Origin of the sequence: Streptacidiphilus sp. EB103A (genome assembly GCF_041261405.1) — a bacterium.
In the GTDB taxonomy this organism is placed as follows: Bacteria; Actinomycetota; Actinomycetes; order Streptomycetales; family Streptomycetaceae; genus Streptacidiphilus.
Genome location: NZ_JBGCAQ010000026.1, coordinates 21549 through 35900 on the forward strand (window position 1 = coordinate 21549; position 14352 = coordinate 35900).

Sequence of the window (14352 nt, forward strand, 5' to 3'; positions counted from 1 at the left end):
ACCTGAGATCTCGGTGGGCGGCCCCCAGTCCGGGGACGAGCCCTGACCGGAGCCGGACCCGGGCCTCGGGGACTGGCCCGACGGCGGCGGACTGGACGACGGTCCGGAGAGCGGACCGGACGGAGGGCCCGACGGCGGCTGGGACTGCTGTCCGGACGGCAGGTCGGACGGGGGTTGGGAACTCACGATCCTTGCCTCCACTACCTGGAAGACCCGCGCCACATCCCATGGCGCCGGTTGCGCCCCCCGGTCCTGCCGTGATCATCACGTCCATTGTCTGCGCCGCCTCCGGGGCAGCCGCAACCGCAGCGGCGGCCACCCGGCCACCCGGCTCGCCGAACGCCACAGCGTGGCCGAAGCTGAAACCCGGAAGCAGCCCACCCCTCCCCCGACAGGAGCCGGCGTGCAGCACAGCGACGTTCCCCGGCCACCCGCGGGAGTACTGCGCGGCTGGGCGGCAGCCCTGGGCACGGTGGCCGCGACCCTGCTGGCGATGGGCGCCACGGCCGCCGTCGGGCTCTGGCTGGCCGAGGCCGGAACGCTGCCCCACGGAGCGTTCGCGGCCGTGCTCGCCGCCACGGTGCTGATGGCGCTCGGAGCTCCGGTGACCATGGACGGCAGCGCCGGATTCCTCGCCCAGGCCCACGCCGGCATCGCCGCCCTGCCCCTGACGGTGAGTCTGGTCGGCGGGCTGGTCGCGGCGGTCTGCTTCCTGCGCCCGCTGCGCTTCCGGGCCACGGCCCACGGCGGCGAGCTGCTCGGCGCGGTGGCGCGGACGGCGCTGCTGTGGCTCGCGGCGCTGCTGCTGCTCGCCCTGGCGGCCCGGCACACCTTCACCGTGTCCTCCACCGGCAGCGGACTCGCCGACACGATCGGTTCCGCCATCGGAGTGACCCCGACCGTGGGTTTCCGGGTGAGCCTGCCCGCCGCAGGCTGGGGTCTGCTGTGGCTGCTGGTCGTGCTGGCCCTGGCCTTCGCGGTCTCGCGCCGCGCCCCGCTGCCCAGCGGGCTGCTGCGGCTGCGGGCGGCCGTCCAGCCGTGCGCCGCCGCGATGCTCCTGCTGCTGCTCGGCTACGCGGCCCTGGGCGCGGTCGCGGGGGTGGTCACCGCCCTCACCCACGGGCCGGCCCGGCCCACCTTCGCCGTGGTCCTCCTCGCGGTGCCCAACCTCGCCTGGCTGGCCCTGGGCATCGGCCTGGGCGCCTCCTGGCACGGCCATGTGAACGGCAGCATCGGCCTGCCCGTGCCCGAGGTCCTCTCCTCGGTCCTGCGGACCTCGGGCAGCGCCGACACCACGCTCGACCTGAGCACGCTGTCCCGGTTCGACGGCCGGGTCTGGGCGCTGCCGGTCCTGGCGGCGTGCCTGCTGGTCGCGGCCGTTGCGGTGACGGCGGCCCGGGCGCACGCCCGGCCCCGCCCCTGGCAGCACGCGCTGAAGACGGGCGCCGCGCTGGCGGTCACCATGCTGCTGGTGGCTCTGGCGACGCGGATCTCGGCCGGCTACGGGATGTCGCTGCTGGGGGTCGGCGACGCCGGCGACCTCGCCGCACTGACGGGCGGCGGCTCCGGCGGCGGAAGTCCGGTCGCCGGGTCGCTCTTCCTGCGACCGGACCTGCTGCGGGCGGTGACGCTGGGCGCCCTGTGGGGAACGGTGGCGGGGTTCCTCGGCAGCCTGCCGGCGGCGCGGATCAACCGCGAGCCGGCCCTGCCGCCCCGGTGACGACGGCCGGGCCGCCCGTCGCCCGGCCGGCCGCGAAGACCGGCCGGGCCCAGGCCGGTGGCTCCGGCAGTCCGGTCACCGACCCGTCCAGTCTCGGAACCACCTGGGTCGGGGTCCGCTCCCCCGCCGGCGCCGGGCTCCGGCCCGCGTCGCGCAGCGCGGCGACGAAGGCCAGGCAGGTGGCGTACCGGTCCTCGGGGTCCTTGGCCAGCGCCTTGGCCAGTACCGGGTCCAGTGCCTCGGGCAGTTCGGCGCGCAGGGCACGGAGCGAGGGCACGGGTTCGTGCACATGGGCCCAGAGCAGCGCCATGTCGTCGTCCCGCCGGAACGGCGGGGCCCCGGTCAGTGCCTCGAAGACCACGCATCCCAGGCTGTAGACGTCGCAGCGGCCGTCCACCGGGCGGCCGGAGATCTGCTCCGGCGCCACGTAGTCGACGGTGCCGACGAACTGGCCCAGGGTGGTGAACCCGGTCAGCGAGAGCGACTTCTTGGTCAGCCCGAAGTCCGTCAGGTAGACGTGCTCGGGATGGTCGCTGTCGGTCCCCTCGGCGACCAGGATGTTGCCGGGCTTGACGTCCCGGTGCACCAGGTCGTGGGCGTGCGCGGCGTCCAGCGCGGAGGCGACCTGGACGGCGATGCGGACCGTCTGCCGGAGCGGCAGCGGCCCCTGCCGGTCCAGCAGGGCGCGCAGGTCCATGCCCTGGACGTAGCACATGGCGATGTAGAGGACGCCCTCGGCCTCGCCCGCTTCGAACACCGGGACGATGTGCGGGTGGTCGATGGCGGCCGCGACTCTGGACTCGTGGGCGAAGCGGCTGCGGAAGACGTCGTTGCGGGCCAGTTCGGGGGCCAGCAGCTTGACCGCCACCTTGCGGCCCAGGCGGAGGTCCTCGGCCAGGTAGACCACGGCCATCCCGCCGCGGCCGAGTTCCCGTTCCAGCAGGTAGCCGGCGATGCGGCGGCCGATCATGCCGGTGTGCGCCGTGGTCATCCGGGCTCACCCGGCTCGGTGACGTGAGGCGTGCCGGCCGGCGACGCCTCGGCCGGGGGCGCCTCGACGGTGGCGTAGGGCTGGAGCCTGGTGCCGTCGCAGTAGAACCAGCGGTCCCGGTCCAGGTCCAGCAGCCAGGCGGAGGTGCCGTCGACGACGGCGCCGAGCCGGAATCCGGCCGCCCGGCGCTGGAAGGCCTCCAGCTCCAGCCGACCGGCGACGAGCTCGTCCACCAGGCCCCGGTAGGCCGCCAGCGCCAGTTCCAGCCTGGCCAGCAGCGGGCGGGGGTCGGTCATGGCGGTGAGCGGCTGCGACGCGCCGTCGGGGCTGCGCGGGAGGGCGACCAGCAGCCGGCCGTCCACCCAGGCGGCCCAGCCGTTGGCGCAGACGACCCGGGTCCAGTCCCCGCGGCGTTCCAGCACCTGCACCGGCAGCAGCGGATCGAGCGCCGTCGAGGGCTGGGACGGGTCCGGTCCCGCCCAGGTCGCCAGGCCCTCGGGCGGTGCCACATGCGTCGGCTGGAACTCCGCGGGGTTCATCGGCGGGCCGCTAACGACGCATGATGGTGGGTTCGCGCCTGCGCAGCAGGCGGGCGACCAGCAGTCCCAGCACCAGCGAGAGCAGCACCAGCATGCCCAGGTTCAGCAGCCAGACACCGGCGCTGTGGGCGAACAGCGGGTCGCTGCTCAGCGTGCCCGGAACGATCCGGTGCAGGTCGATGGTGCCCGCCATCGCCCCCAGGGCCCAGCGCGCGGGCACCAGCCAGGAGAGCTGGTCGAGCACCGGCACCCCGTTCAGCGGGAGCAGCGCACCGCAGAAGACCACCTGCACGATGGCGAGCAGCACCAGCAGCGGCATGGTGACCTCCTCCTTGCGCACCAGGGCCGAGATCAGCAGGCCGAGCATCATCGCGGTGAACGACAGCAGCGCGACGGCCAGGGTGATCTCGATCAGCGGTGGCAGGAAGACCCCTCCCCCGCCCTGCGGGCGCAGTTTCACACCGATGAGGCCGACCATGGTGAGCACCACCGCCTGGACCACCGTCACCGTGCCGAGCACCACGATCTTCGAGCACAGGTACGCGGACCGGGAGAGCCCGACCGCGCGTTCGCGCTGGTAGATCACCCGTTCCTTGACCAGTTCGCGCACCGCGTTGGCGGCGCCGGTGAGCACGCCGCCGACGCAGAGGATGAGCAGCGCGTTGAGCGCGGTGCTCTGGTCGAGCCGGCGGCCGGCCAGGGCGTGCGTCATGGCTCCCATCACGAAGGGGAGGGCGATCATGATGGCCAGGAAGGTGCGGTCCGCGGCCAGGGCCGCGGCATAGCGGCGCACCAGGGTGCCGAGCTGGGATCCCCAGCTCTGCGCCTTCGGCGGGGGCAGCGATGGTCTCGGGGAGGCGCCGACCTGCCCGGGCCGGCCCATCGCGGCGGCGATGTAGCGGCGGTAGGAGTCCGAGGCGCGGTACTGGCCCGCCCAGTCCCGGTCCGCGTGCTGTTCGAAGGCCTCGAAGGCCGACGGCCATTCACTGAAGCCGACGAACTCCAGGGTCTCGCCGGGAGGTCCGTAGAAGGCGATCCGGCCGCCGGGGGCGAGCAGCAGCAACCGGTCGCAGACGTCCAGGCTGAGCACGCTGTGGGTGACCACGATGACGGTCCGCCCGTCGTCCGCCAGGTCCCGCAGCATGTGCATCACGGAGCGGTCCATGCCGGGGTCCAGACCGGAGGTCGGCTCGTCGAGGAAGAGCAGCGAGGGCTTGGTGAGCAGTTCCAGGGCGACGCTGACCCGCTTGCGCTGGCCTCCGGAGAGGCTGGAGATCACCTGGTCCGCGCGGGGTTCGAGGCCGAGCTCCCCGATCACCTCCTCGACCCGGGCCCGGCGTTCGGACTCGGCGGTGTCCCCGGGGAAGCGCAGTTCGGCGGCGTAGCGCAGGGCGCGACGCACCGTCAGCTGGGTGTGCAGGATGTCGTCCTGCGGGACCAGGCCGATGCGCTGGCGCAGCTCGGCGTAGTCCCGGTACAGGTCCCGGCCGTCGTAGCGGACGGTGCCCTCGTCGGCGGGGCGCAGCCCGGTGAGCGCGTTGAGCAGGGTGGACTTCCCGGCGCCGCTGGGCCCTGCGACGGCCAGCAGGCACTTCTGCGCCACCGGGAAGGAGACCCGGTCCAGCAGCGTCCGCCCGTCGCCCACCCGGACCACCAGGCCCTGGACGTCCAGCGAGACCTCGCCGTCGTCCACGAACTCCTGGAGTTCGTCGCCGACCAGGCAGAACACGGAGTGCCCGATGCCGATCAGATCGCCTGCCCCGACCAGGGAGTAGACCACCGGGGCGCCGTTGACATAGGTGCCGTTGTGGCTCCCCTGGTCGACGATCGCGTAGCGGCCCTGCGGCACGGCGCGCAGCTCGGCGTGGTGCCGGGAGACCGCCAGGTCCTCGATGACCAGGTCGTTGTCGGCGGCGCGCCCGATCCGGATGGTCCGCTCCGGCAGGCTGCGGATCGTGGTCGGCCGGCGGTAGGAGCCGGTGATGGACGTCAGCGCCGAGGGTGACCGCGAGGGTGCCGCCGGTGATGGCGCCGGGAGGAGGCTGAGCGCGGCCCGGGGTCCGTCGACGGCGTTGCCGAAGCGCACGACGCTGCCGGGGCCGACGTCGAGATGCCGCACCTGGCGGCCGTCGGTGAACGTGCCGTTGGTGCTCCCGGCGTCGTCGAGCACCCAGTGGCCGTCCCCGACGTGCAGGACGGCGTGGTGCCAGGAAACCCGGGGGTCCGCGAACATGATGTCGCTCAGCGGGTCACGACCGACCTGGTACGAGCGGCTCGGGCTGATCAGCTGCGAGTCGCCGTCGGTCTCCAGAAGGAGCTGTGGCGCGTTGGGCGCGATAAGTCGCTCTCCCATGCACGAAATTCTACGTCCGGGCCGGAGGGCCTGCCCGGGCGGCGCACGTGGACCCCACCACCGCTTCTGCCGGGCGGCATGGGGTCCACGTGCCCGGGCGGCGGGTTGCGACCGGCGCCGTCCGGGCGCCTCAAGGGTGGCACGTACACGTCATTCAATTCAATCCCTCGCGTACGGTTCCTTCCCACCGCTCGCGCACGCCCGTTACAACTTCACCGCGGCCGCCGACTCCGACCGGGGCTGAAGCCGGGGCTGAGGCGGCGTCATCCGCCATACCAGCCAGCCCAGTACCGCCAGCCCGACCACGGCGGCGGCGAACGGCAGCTCCGGCCCCGAGGCCGGCAGCCAGCTGCCGGTGAACGGGTTCCACGGCTGGACCGGCAGCGGGTTGCCCGCCCTGATGCCCTGCTGGTAGCGCAGCATCGCCGCATAGAAGGTGACGAACTGCAGCGGCAGCAGCAGCAGGACGTAGCCGCGGGTCAGCGTCCGCAGGTGCGCGTCGCTGAACACGCCCCGTTCGACCAGGAGGTACCCGCCCAGGATCGGCACGCCGAGGATCGCCGGCAGACCGTAGCGGCCCTGGGAGAGGTACCAGCCCTGGCTTATCGGGCCTATGTCGCTGGCGAGGAGCAGCCCGAAGGTGCCGACGACCAGGATGCCCAGCCTGATTCGGTCGAGCGTTCGGGTCAGCACCATGGCGGTGAAGAGCAGGGCGCCGAAGGCGCAGAACCAGATCGGGAAGACGATCGCGGGCGGTGAGGTCTCGCCGAATCCGACCAGCCCCACCATGCCCTTGACCAGGTACTCGCCCCGGTCCCAGATGTCCACGCTGAAGGCGGCGAAGATCTTGTAGGGCAGCGACCGGCCGCCACTGGTGGAGACCGCGTCGCCCGCCGGGTCCTGCCACACCGACCAGAGCACGCCCGCGACCACGGTGACCGCCACGAACGCGCCCCAGCGGCGGACCATCCGCAGGCGGGTCAGCCGACGCAGCCGGTCCCGGGACATCCCCAGCGCGGCGACGCCGAAGATCAGGACCAGCCAGAGTATTCCGCCGAAGCGCACCGTGGCCACGATCGCCGCACCGAGCGCGGCCAGCCGGACCAGGGCGGCCGACCGCTGCCGTCCGTCGACCAGCAGCACCAGAGCGGTCCACAGCACGGCCGCGCCGCCGATCTCCAGACCCGCCGGATTGATCGCGGGCGCCAGGTTCACCGCCACCGGGGTGAGCGCCACCAGCAGTCCGGCCAGCATGCGCCGGCCGCGCCGGGCCATCGCCGTGATCGCGAAGGCGGCCGCGAACAGGGCGCTGACCATCGCGTCGGACAGCAGTCTGGCCAGGTAGATCCCGGTGGAGTCGGGCCACAGCCGCAGTGGCTGGCCCACGATCACGTAGTAGATGGGGTTGTAGCGTGCGGCGCCCGAGGGGATCTCGACGATGGTGTGCTCGTCCTGCACCCGGCCGGCCGCCGGCGAGCAGCCGGCCGCGACACCCGGGTCCTGCTGGAAGCAGGCGGCGCTGGCCGGGGCGTTGGGGGCGAGGCTCTTGGGCACCTTGATCAGCGGGGTGCCGTCCGACTGGGTGTCGCCGTTGAAGACGATCTGCCCCCCGGCGGCGGTGTAGGCCCGCGCCGCATGGCGCGCCTCGTCCGCGAAGCCGTCGTAGGGCACGGCCAGGCCCCAGCCGATGCCGAGGACCAGAAAGCCGACGAAGGCCCACCAGAAGACACGGACAGGGGTCCACCGCTCCGGGGCCCGTTCGGGCTCGGCTACGGCAGTGGGGTTCGACCCGACAGCGGCGACAGCCATGGTCCTCGACAATCCGAATCCGCTACAACCTGGGGACGTGTGGCACGACAGGACCGATACGCAGATCAGACAAGCTTTCGGCCGAGTCGGGCAGACGATACACCGACCGCCTGGGAGCCCTCGGGGAACCTCATGTTCCGGTCGGCATGTGTTCACCCTGACGCCTTCCGCACGGCGGTCCGCACTACGGTGCGGTCGCGGACGGATCTGGCGGGGTCGGCAGCGGGACGGAAGCCAGTCCGACGTCGGGCTGCCCCGCGAGCGCTCCGGTGACGGCCTCCTTCCAGATCGGTCCGGCCAGCGTGCCGCCGAACGCGTCCGAGACGTACGCCCCACCGTAACTGCGGTTGTTCAGGCTCTCCAGCGGGGCCTTGGTGTCGCTGACCACGGCCGCGCCGGCGAGCTGCGCGGTGAAGCCGGTGAACCAGACCTGGCGGTGCCCGTCGGTGGTGCCGGTCTTCCCGGCGTCGTCGCGGTTGTCCAGCCCGGCGGGCGCGCCGGTGCCGTCCTGGACCACCCCGTGCAGCATGGTGGTGATCGCGTCCGCGGTGTCCGAGGACATGGCCGACGAGCAGGACGCCCTGGGCACCGGCAGACTCGCGCCGGCCGGCGTGCGGACCGAGGTCAGCGCGATCGGGGCGCAGTAGGTGCCGTGCGCGGCGAACGCCGCGTAGGCGTCGGCCATCTGCAGCGGCGTGAAGTTGTTGGTCCCCAGGGTCAGCGACTGGACCTGGTCGACGGGCCGGAGATGGCCGGAGCCGTCGGTCAGGGCCTGGGAGCCCAGGCCCAGCGAGCGGGCCATCCGGACCACGTTGCACAGCCCCGCGTCGGCCTCCAGCGGGACGAAGTAGGTGTTGACCGACTGCGCCATCGCGGTGGGCATGTCGAAGGGGCCGACCAGGTCGGGGCTGTCGTTCTGGTCCCCGGGCACCTGCGGCAGGGTGCGGCCGTCGCAGGTCTGCATCGAGGGGTAGTCGTCCTTGTAGGGCGCCGGGTACACCTGGTCCATGCCGATCCCGTTCTCCAGTGCGGCGGCGGCGGTGACCGGCTTGAACGTCGAACCGGTCTGGAAGCCGCTCCCGCCGCCCATCAGGCGGTCGACATTGAGGTTGAGCTCGGTCTCGTGGTCGCCGGGCCCGTAGGGGCGGCTCTGGGCCATCGCGATGATCTTACCGGTGCCCGGCTGGACCAGGGTGACGGCCGCGGCGGCCCGGTCGGTGGCGTAGACATGCCCGGTGACCGCGGCCTGCGCGGCGGCCTGGGCGCCGGGGTCCAGCGTGGTGTGGATCTGCAGCCCGCCGGTGTCCCACAGCGCCTGCCTGGCCTGCGGGGTGGCTCCGAACGCCCGGTTCGCCAGGAACAGGTGCTTCACGTAGTCGCAGAAGAACGCCTCGCCGGTGCCGGCGGTGATGCAGCCCTGCCGCGGCGGGCTGGCCGCCAGCCCCAGCGGCGCGGCCTTGGCCGCCTTCGCCTGCGCCGCGGTGACGCTGTGGTTGGCGACCATGGCGTCGAGCACGGTGTCGCGGCGGTCCTTGGCGGTGTCCGGGTCGCGCATCGGGTCGTAGCGGCTGGGCGACTGCACCAGACCGGCCAGCAGCGCCGCCTGCGGGAGGGTCAGCTCCGACGCCGGGACGCTGAAGTAGCGCTCCGCCGCCGCCTCGATGCCGTATGCCTGCTCCCCGAAGAAGGTGATGTTCAGATAGTTCTCGAGGATCTGGTCCTTGGACATCCGCTCCTCCAGGCCGATCGCGTACTTCATCTCCTGGATCTTGCGTCCCAGCGTCTGCCGCTGCGCCGTCAGCACCCTGGCCTGGTCGTCCCCCGCCTCCTCGACGAAGACGTTCTTGACGTACTGCTGGGCCAGTGTCGAACCGCCCTGGGCGACGCCGCCGGAGCCGGCGTTGCTCACCAGGGCGCGCAGGCTGCCCTTGAGGTCGACGGCGCCGTGCTGGTAGAAGCGGTCGTCCTCGATGTCGACGATGGCACGGCGCATCACCGGCGCTATTCGGTCCAGCGGGACCACGGTGCGGTCGCGGGCGTACACCCTGGCGATGACGCCGCCGCCGGAGTCGTACAGGGTCGACGCCTGGGCGAGCACCGGCGCGGTCAGGCTGTCCGGAAGCTGCTCGAACGAGCCGACCGCCGACTTGGCGCCGTAGCCGATCGCCCCGGTCAGCGGCAGGGCCAGCACCGCGACCAGGACCCCGGCCAGGACGCTCGCGCCGAGCAGGCGTATGAACAGGCCTGCTCTGCCCAGCCGTGTCTGCACCGTCATGTCTGCACCCCTCAGGAGGCGACCGGTTCCGGTTCCAGTTCGCCGGCGGCGAGCGCCGCGGCCCGCAGCGCGGAGCGGTCCACTCCCGCCCAGCCCGCGTCCATCAGCATCTGGGTCCCCTTGACGGCGATCAGCTCGCAGTCCTCCACGACGTGGACCGGCAGGTCGGACTCGGCCCGTACCGCCTCCACCAGGCCGTGCAGCCGGGCGCCGCCGCCGGTGAGCACGATGCCGCGCTCGTAGACGTCGGCGGCCATCTCGACCGGGCAGCCCGCCAGGACCGCGGTGACCTGGTCGCAGACCGCCGCCACGGCCCGTGGCAGCAGCACCTCGTGCAGCTCGCCGAGCGGCAGCATCAGCCCGCGCGGCCGGGCGGTCACCGCGTCCTGGCCGCGGACCGAGACGGTCTCCCGGGCGCCGCGCAGGGTGGTCTTCACCGTCTGCGCCGCGGCGGCCCCGATCACCACCTGGTGCTCCTCGCGCAGATGGCGCAGCAGCAGCGCGTCCAGCGCGTCACCGCCCATCCGGGTGGAACGGGAGGCGATCACCCGTCCGTAGACCACCAGCGCCGCGCTGGTGTGCTCGGCCCCCAGGTCGACCAGGACGCTGGCGTAGGGGGTGTTCACAGCGATGCCCGCGCCGACCGCCGCCGCCAGTGCCTGCGGCACCAGGCGGACGTCGGAGAAGCCGACGTCCCGGCAGAGCTGGCGCAGCGCGGCGGCGCCGAGGTCGGTCACCGCCGGTGAGACGCAGACCCCCACCCGGCCGCCGTAGGTGAGCCTGGCCCGCCCGGACTCGCGCATCAGGGTGCGCACCATGATCTGGGTGACCCGCTGGTCGGCCACGGTTCCGCCGCTGGTGGGGCGGCACAGCTTGAGGGCGCCCCAGGTGCGGCCCTCCATGGCGACCGCGTCCTCGCCCATGGCGAAGATGGTGTCCTGGTCCTCGAGCACGACCCTGGCCGGCATCGACGCCACCGGGGATCCGGCGCCTCTGCGGACGCGGAGGGTCGAAGCACCGAGATCAATGGCAGTACCGGATCGAAGCGTGGACAAGCGTTCCTCCCTGGTTGGGACCTGGAACGATCACACCCCCGGAGCAGCGGGACCGCCACGCGGCCGGTCCGGACGGGGGAACGGAGAGCCCTACGCGCTCCAGTTCTCCGGGGAGCGACCCCCTGTACCCGCACGAAACCCCCTGGTGGCGAGTCTCCGCGGACCGGTCCCCGCCGATTGAGGCTGAGTATGCTTTGTCAGTAATTGGCACCCTTTGCTGCTTTCACCTGGTTCAACCGGTCCTGTCCGCCCGGACCCGGAAGGGACGGCCCGATGGCTGACGAGCAGGGCGGCGACGTCCCGCCGCTGCACGGCGACACCGTGCTGGGCAGCGCGGGGATCGGGGTATGGCGCTGGAACCGGCCGGCAGCCGTGCTGGAGGTGGATCCCATCGCGGCGCGCCTGCTCGGGGTGGACACCGCGACGGAACGGCTGGGCGAGCGGCGGCTGCGCTCGCTGCTGCACGCCGAGGACTACATCCGGCTGCGCTCCACCGCGGAGCTGGCCATCGCCGAGCAGCGGCCCTTCGACGTCCGGGTCCGGGTGCTCACCGCCCGGGGCACCCTGCGCCGGGTGCTGCACCTGCAGCTCGTGCCCGCCGGGCCGGGCCGGCCGTGGCCGATCCAGGGCACCGCGCTCGAAGGGCAGCTCGCCGACATCTGCGAGGGCGGCCTCTCGGCGACCGTGCCGCGCGGGGACCCGAGCCGGGACCCGGAACTGGACCCCGAACTGGACACAGAACTGGACGCAGACCCGGACACGGACCCGGAGCTGGACGCCGAGCTGCGCCAGATCGACGCGATGAACCGCGCCCCGGTGTCGCCGCGCACCATCAGCCGCAGCCGCCCGCGCGGCGCCGCCAACGGTGCGCAGCAGCAGACGACCCCGGGCCCCGCCAATCTGCGCCGCTCCCGCGAGGCGTTCCTTCTGGACGCCGGACGGGCGCTGGCGGAGGCCGGCACCACCGCCGAGGTGCTGCGGGTGGTGGCCTCGCTGTCCATGCCCGGCTTCTCCCCGGACGGACTCGCGGTCTTCGGCGTGGACGGCAGCACCCTGACCGTGGTGGGCCAGCACGGCTACGAGCGCGGCGACGAAGCGGCCTTCACCATGCCGGTCGACACCGACTACCCGGCCGCCGTGGTGGTCCGCACCGGGCGCGCGCTCTACCTGTCCTCCCCCGAGGAGTACAGCGCCCGCTTCCCCGCGACCTGGCCGCTGGCCGCCGGCTTCGGCCGCCGGTCCTGGGCCTTTCTGCCGCTGGTCGCCACCGGACGTACCACCGGGGCCTGGATGGCGGCCTTCCGCACCCCGGTGCGCTTCACCCCCGACGAGCGCGCGGTGCTGTCCACGGTGGCCCGAATGCTGGCCCACGCCCTGGAACGGGCCCACACCAACGAGGCCGAGCGGGCGCTGTCACGGGGCCTGCGGCGCAGCATGGGCACCGGCGCGCCGGCCGCCGAGGGCATCAGCGTGGCCACCCGCTACGTGCCCACCGGCGGCGGGCTGATGGTCGGCGGCGACTGGTACGACATCATCAACCTGCCCGACGGCCGGCTGGCCCTGGTCATCGGCGACGTCCAGGGCCACGACGTGCACGCGGCCGGACTGATGGCGCAGCTGCGCACCGCCGTCCACGCCTACGCGACCGAGGGGCACCGCCCGGACGCGGTGCTCGCCCGCACCTCCCGCTTCCTGGCCGCGCTGGACGACGACCGCTTCGCCACCTGCATCTACATCGAGGCCGACCCGGCCAACGGCACCCTCTCCATGGCCCGGGCCGGCCATCCCCACCCGGTGCTGCGGATGCCCGACGGCACCTGCCTGATCCGGCACATCGACGGCGGGCTGCCGCTGGGCCTGATGCCCGAGGGCGAGGACTACCCGGTCACCACGCTGGAGCTGCAGCCCGGCGAGATCATGCTGCTGTGCACCGACGGGCTGATCGAGACCGGCGGCCACGACATGTTCAGCGGCTGGATCCGGGTGCGGGACGCCCTGACGCCGGGGCCCACCGACGATCTGGAGGGAATGGCGGACCGGCTGATCGACGCCGTGCACGGCCCCGCCTCGCACAGCGGCCCGGGGCACCTGGCGGACCGCCGCGAGGACGACATCGCCCTGCTGCTGCTGCGCCGCGACGCGGTCGGTCAGAGCCAGGCCGTGCCGGACCGGCGGCTGGTGCTGACGGTGGGCCAGGACCAGGCCGAACGGATCGCCGGGGCCCGCGAGGAGCTGCGTGCGATCATGCACGACTGGGCCGTGCCCGACCAGGTCGACGCGACAGTGCTGCTGGCGACCGAGCTGTTGACCAATGTGCTGGTGCACACGGACCAGGCGGCCGCGCTGGTGGCGACCATGTCCGGTCAGGCCGGCTCCCGCCGGCTGCGGCTGGAGGTGGCCGACGGCAGCGACGACCTGGCGCACCGGCGGTCACCGGGTGAGATGGCCTCGTCCGGCCGGGGTCTGATCCTGCTGGAACTGCTCTCCGACCGCTGGGGGATGGAGCCGCGCGGCGAGGGCAAGTCCCTCTGGTTCGAGCTGGACGAGGCCTGAGCCCGGGGGCGGACGGCTGAGCACGGCCGGTCGGCATGACCGACGCAGCGTTCCGACGGGCCGTCAGCGGGCGTAGACGGCGACGAAGTCGCGGCTGGAGACGTCGTAGTAGCGGTACGGGCCGCGGACGAAGTTGACCAGGTTGCGCGGTACCGGGTCATGCGGCTTCCAGGAGGCGTCGTAGGACATGAAGGAGGGCCAGCTGAGGTTGATGTCCAGCATCATCGCGGTGACCGTTCCCGCCCGCTGGAGCAGGGTGGCGAGGGACTCCACGGAGAGCAGCCGGCCGCCCACGTAGACCAGGTCGCCGTTGCGGTCCACGCCGATCCCGGAGCGGGCGACCATCGTGTTCCCACCGTCGGTGAGCCCCCAGGTCGCGGTCCCGCCCTGGTACACGTCGTCGGTGATCAGGCCGTGGGCCACCAGCGGCACCAGGCACTGCCGCACCCCGACAACGTCGGGACCCATGCTGACGCCGCGGTTCCACACGCCCACGGTGAGCGAGCCGTCCCGGTGGAAGACCTCGGAGGCCGCGCCGGTGCGCAGTTCGCCCACGGTCCTTCCGTTCAGCTGGAAGCCGCCGTGCGAGTCGCCGTTGGAGACCTTGAATCCGCCGTTCCAGGTGGCAACCAGGCCGGTGCGCAGGTCGTCGGGAATGGTCGGCGGGACCCGCCAGTAGCCCCCGGGCTCCTGCGCGCCGGGGTGCAGGTCGAAGCGCAGGGCATCGCGCCTCATCCAGACCACGCCGACCGGGAACTCCGTGTCGGCGGCGTCCGGGCGCACGGTCGTGCTCTGGATGACCGGCTGGCCCTTGACCTTGACCAGCGGCGTGAACCGGCCCTCGTCGGGGTTGGCCGGGGAGACCAGCGGGCGGAGTGCGGCGTGCAGGGGCACCACGGGAACGGGTGGCTGGGGTGGGCTGACCATCGCCCGGCGCACTGCGGCCGCGGCGGAGGCGGAGGGCTGCGGCGTGTCGGAACCCTGACCGCAGGCGGCCGTCGACAGGGCCGCTACGGCCACCGCCGTCGGCCAGGACGCCATTGCGCGGCGCCCCCGG

General features: G+C 73.2%; 9 protein-coding genes. 2 read left to right on the forward strand and 7 right to left on the reverse strand.

Annotated features, from left to right (window positions below; all coding sequences use genetic code 11):
• Nucleotides 1–403: 403 nt before the first annotated feature.
• Nucleotides 404–1720: a streptophobe family protein gene (locus ABH941_RS34520; RefSeq protein ID WP_370133762.1), complete on the forward strand. Its 1317-nt coding sequence runs from the start codon at nt 404–406 to the stop codon at nt 1718–1720.
• On the opposite strand, the gene ABH941_RS34525 is transcribed toward ABH941_RS34520, so the two are convergent.
• From ABH941_RS34525 to ABH941_RS34550, 6 genes are all read right to left on the reverse strand, one after another.
• A complete protein-coding gene (locus ABH941_RS34525; RefSeq protein WP_370133765.1) occupies nt 1689–2711 on the reverse strand; it encodes a serine/threonine-protein kinase in 1023 nt (340 codons plus the stop codon). The genes ABH941_RS34520 and ABH941_RS34525 overlap by 32 nt on opposite strands.
• Nucleotides 2708–3250, reverse strand: coding sequence for a hypothetical protein (locus ABH941_RS34530; RefSeq protein ID WP_370133768.1), 543 nt, complete (start codon nt 3248–3250; stop codon nt 2708–2710). Before ABH941_RS34530 ends, ABH941_RS34525 begins: the two co-directional genes overlap by 4 nt.
• Nucleotides 3251–3260: 10 nt before the next feature.
• The gene (locus tag ABH941_RS34535) at nt 3261–5603 is read right to left on the reverse strand and encodes an ATP-binding cassette domain-containing protein (protein ID WP_370133771.1); all 2343 of its coding nucleotides are present in this window, start codon (nt 5601–5603) and stop codon (nt 3261–3263) included.
• 204 nt (nt 5604–5807) lie between these two features.
• Complete coding sequence (locus ABH941_RS34540) at nt 5808–7412, reverse strand: DUF2142 domain-containing protein (RefSeq protein WP_370133774.1); 1605 nt, start codon at nt 7410–7412, stop codon at nt 5808–5810.
• 184 nt (nt 7413–7596) lie between these two features.
• Nucleotides 7597–9687, reverse strand: a complete 2091-nt coding sequence (locus tag ABH941_RS34545; protein WP_370133778.1) for a transglycosylase domain-containing protein — start codon at nt 9685–9687, stop codon at nt 7597–7599.
• Nucleotides 9688–9698: 11 nt separating this feature from the next.
• A complete protein-coding gene (locus ABH941_RS34550) occupies nt 9699–10742 on the reverse strand; it encodes a rod shape-determining protein (RefSeq protein WP_370133781.1) in 1044 nt (347 codons plus the stop codon).
• Nucleotides 10743–11015: 273 nt separating this feature from the next.
• Between ABH941_RS34550 and ABH941_RS34555 the strand changes: the two genes are divergently transcribed.
• Complete coding sequence (locus ABH941_RS34555) at nt 11016–13295, forward strand: SpoIIE family protein phosphatase (protein ID WP_370133784.1); 2280 nt, start codon at nt 11016–11018, stop codon at nt 13293–13295.
• A gap of 63 nt (nt 13296–13358) precedes the next feature.
• Here the strand turns inward: ABH941_RS34555 and ABH941_RS34560 are convergent, their stop codons facing one another.
• On the reverse strand, nt 13359–14336 hold the full coding sequence (locus tag ABH941_RS34560; RefSeq protein WP_370133786.1) for a phosphodiester glycosidase family protein: 978 nt from the start codon (nt 14334–14336) through the stop codon (nt 13359–13361).
• Between the last annotated feature and the right edge of the window lie 16 nt (nt 14337–14352).

What these genes read in the sequence shown, in the direction of transcription:
- ABH941_RS34525 (WP_370133765.1), bottom strand. Translation starts at nt 2,711, where the DNA reads ATGACCACGGCGCACACCGGCATGATCGGCCGCCGCATCGCCGGCTAC.
- ABH941_RS34530 (WP_370133768.1), bottom strand. Translation starts at nt 3,250, where the DNA reads ATGAACCCCGCGGAGTTCCAGCCGACGCATGTGGCACCGCCCGAGGGC.
- ABH941_RS34535 (WP_370133771.1), bottom strand. Translation starts at nt 5,603, where the DNA reads ATGGGAGAGCGACTTATCGCGCCCAACGCGCCACAGCTCCTTCTGGAG.
- ABH941_RS34540 (WP_370133774.1), bottom strand. Translation starts at nt 7,412, where the DNA reads ATGGCTGTCGCCGCTGTCGGGTCGAACCCCACTGCCGTAGCCGAGCCC.
- ABH941_RS34545 (WP_370133778.1), bottom strand. Translation starts at nt 9,687, where the DNA reads ATGACGGTGCAGACACGGCTGGGCAGAGCAGGCCTGTTCATACGCCTG.
- ABH941_RS34555 (WP_370133784.1), top strand. Translation starts at nt 11,016, where the DNA reads ATGGCTGACGAGCAGGGCGGCGACGTCCCGCCGCTGCACGGCGACACC.
- ABH941_RS34560 (WP_370133786.1), bottom strand. Translation starts at nt 14,336, where the DNA reads ATGGCGTCCTGGCCGACGGCGGTGGCCGTAGCGGCCCTGTCGACGGCC.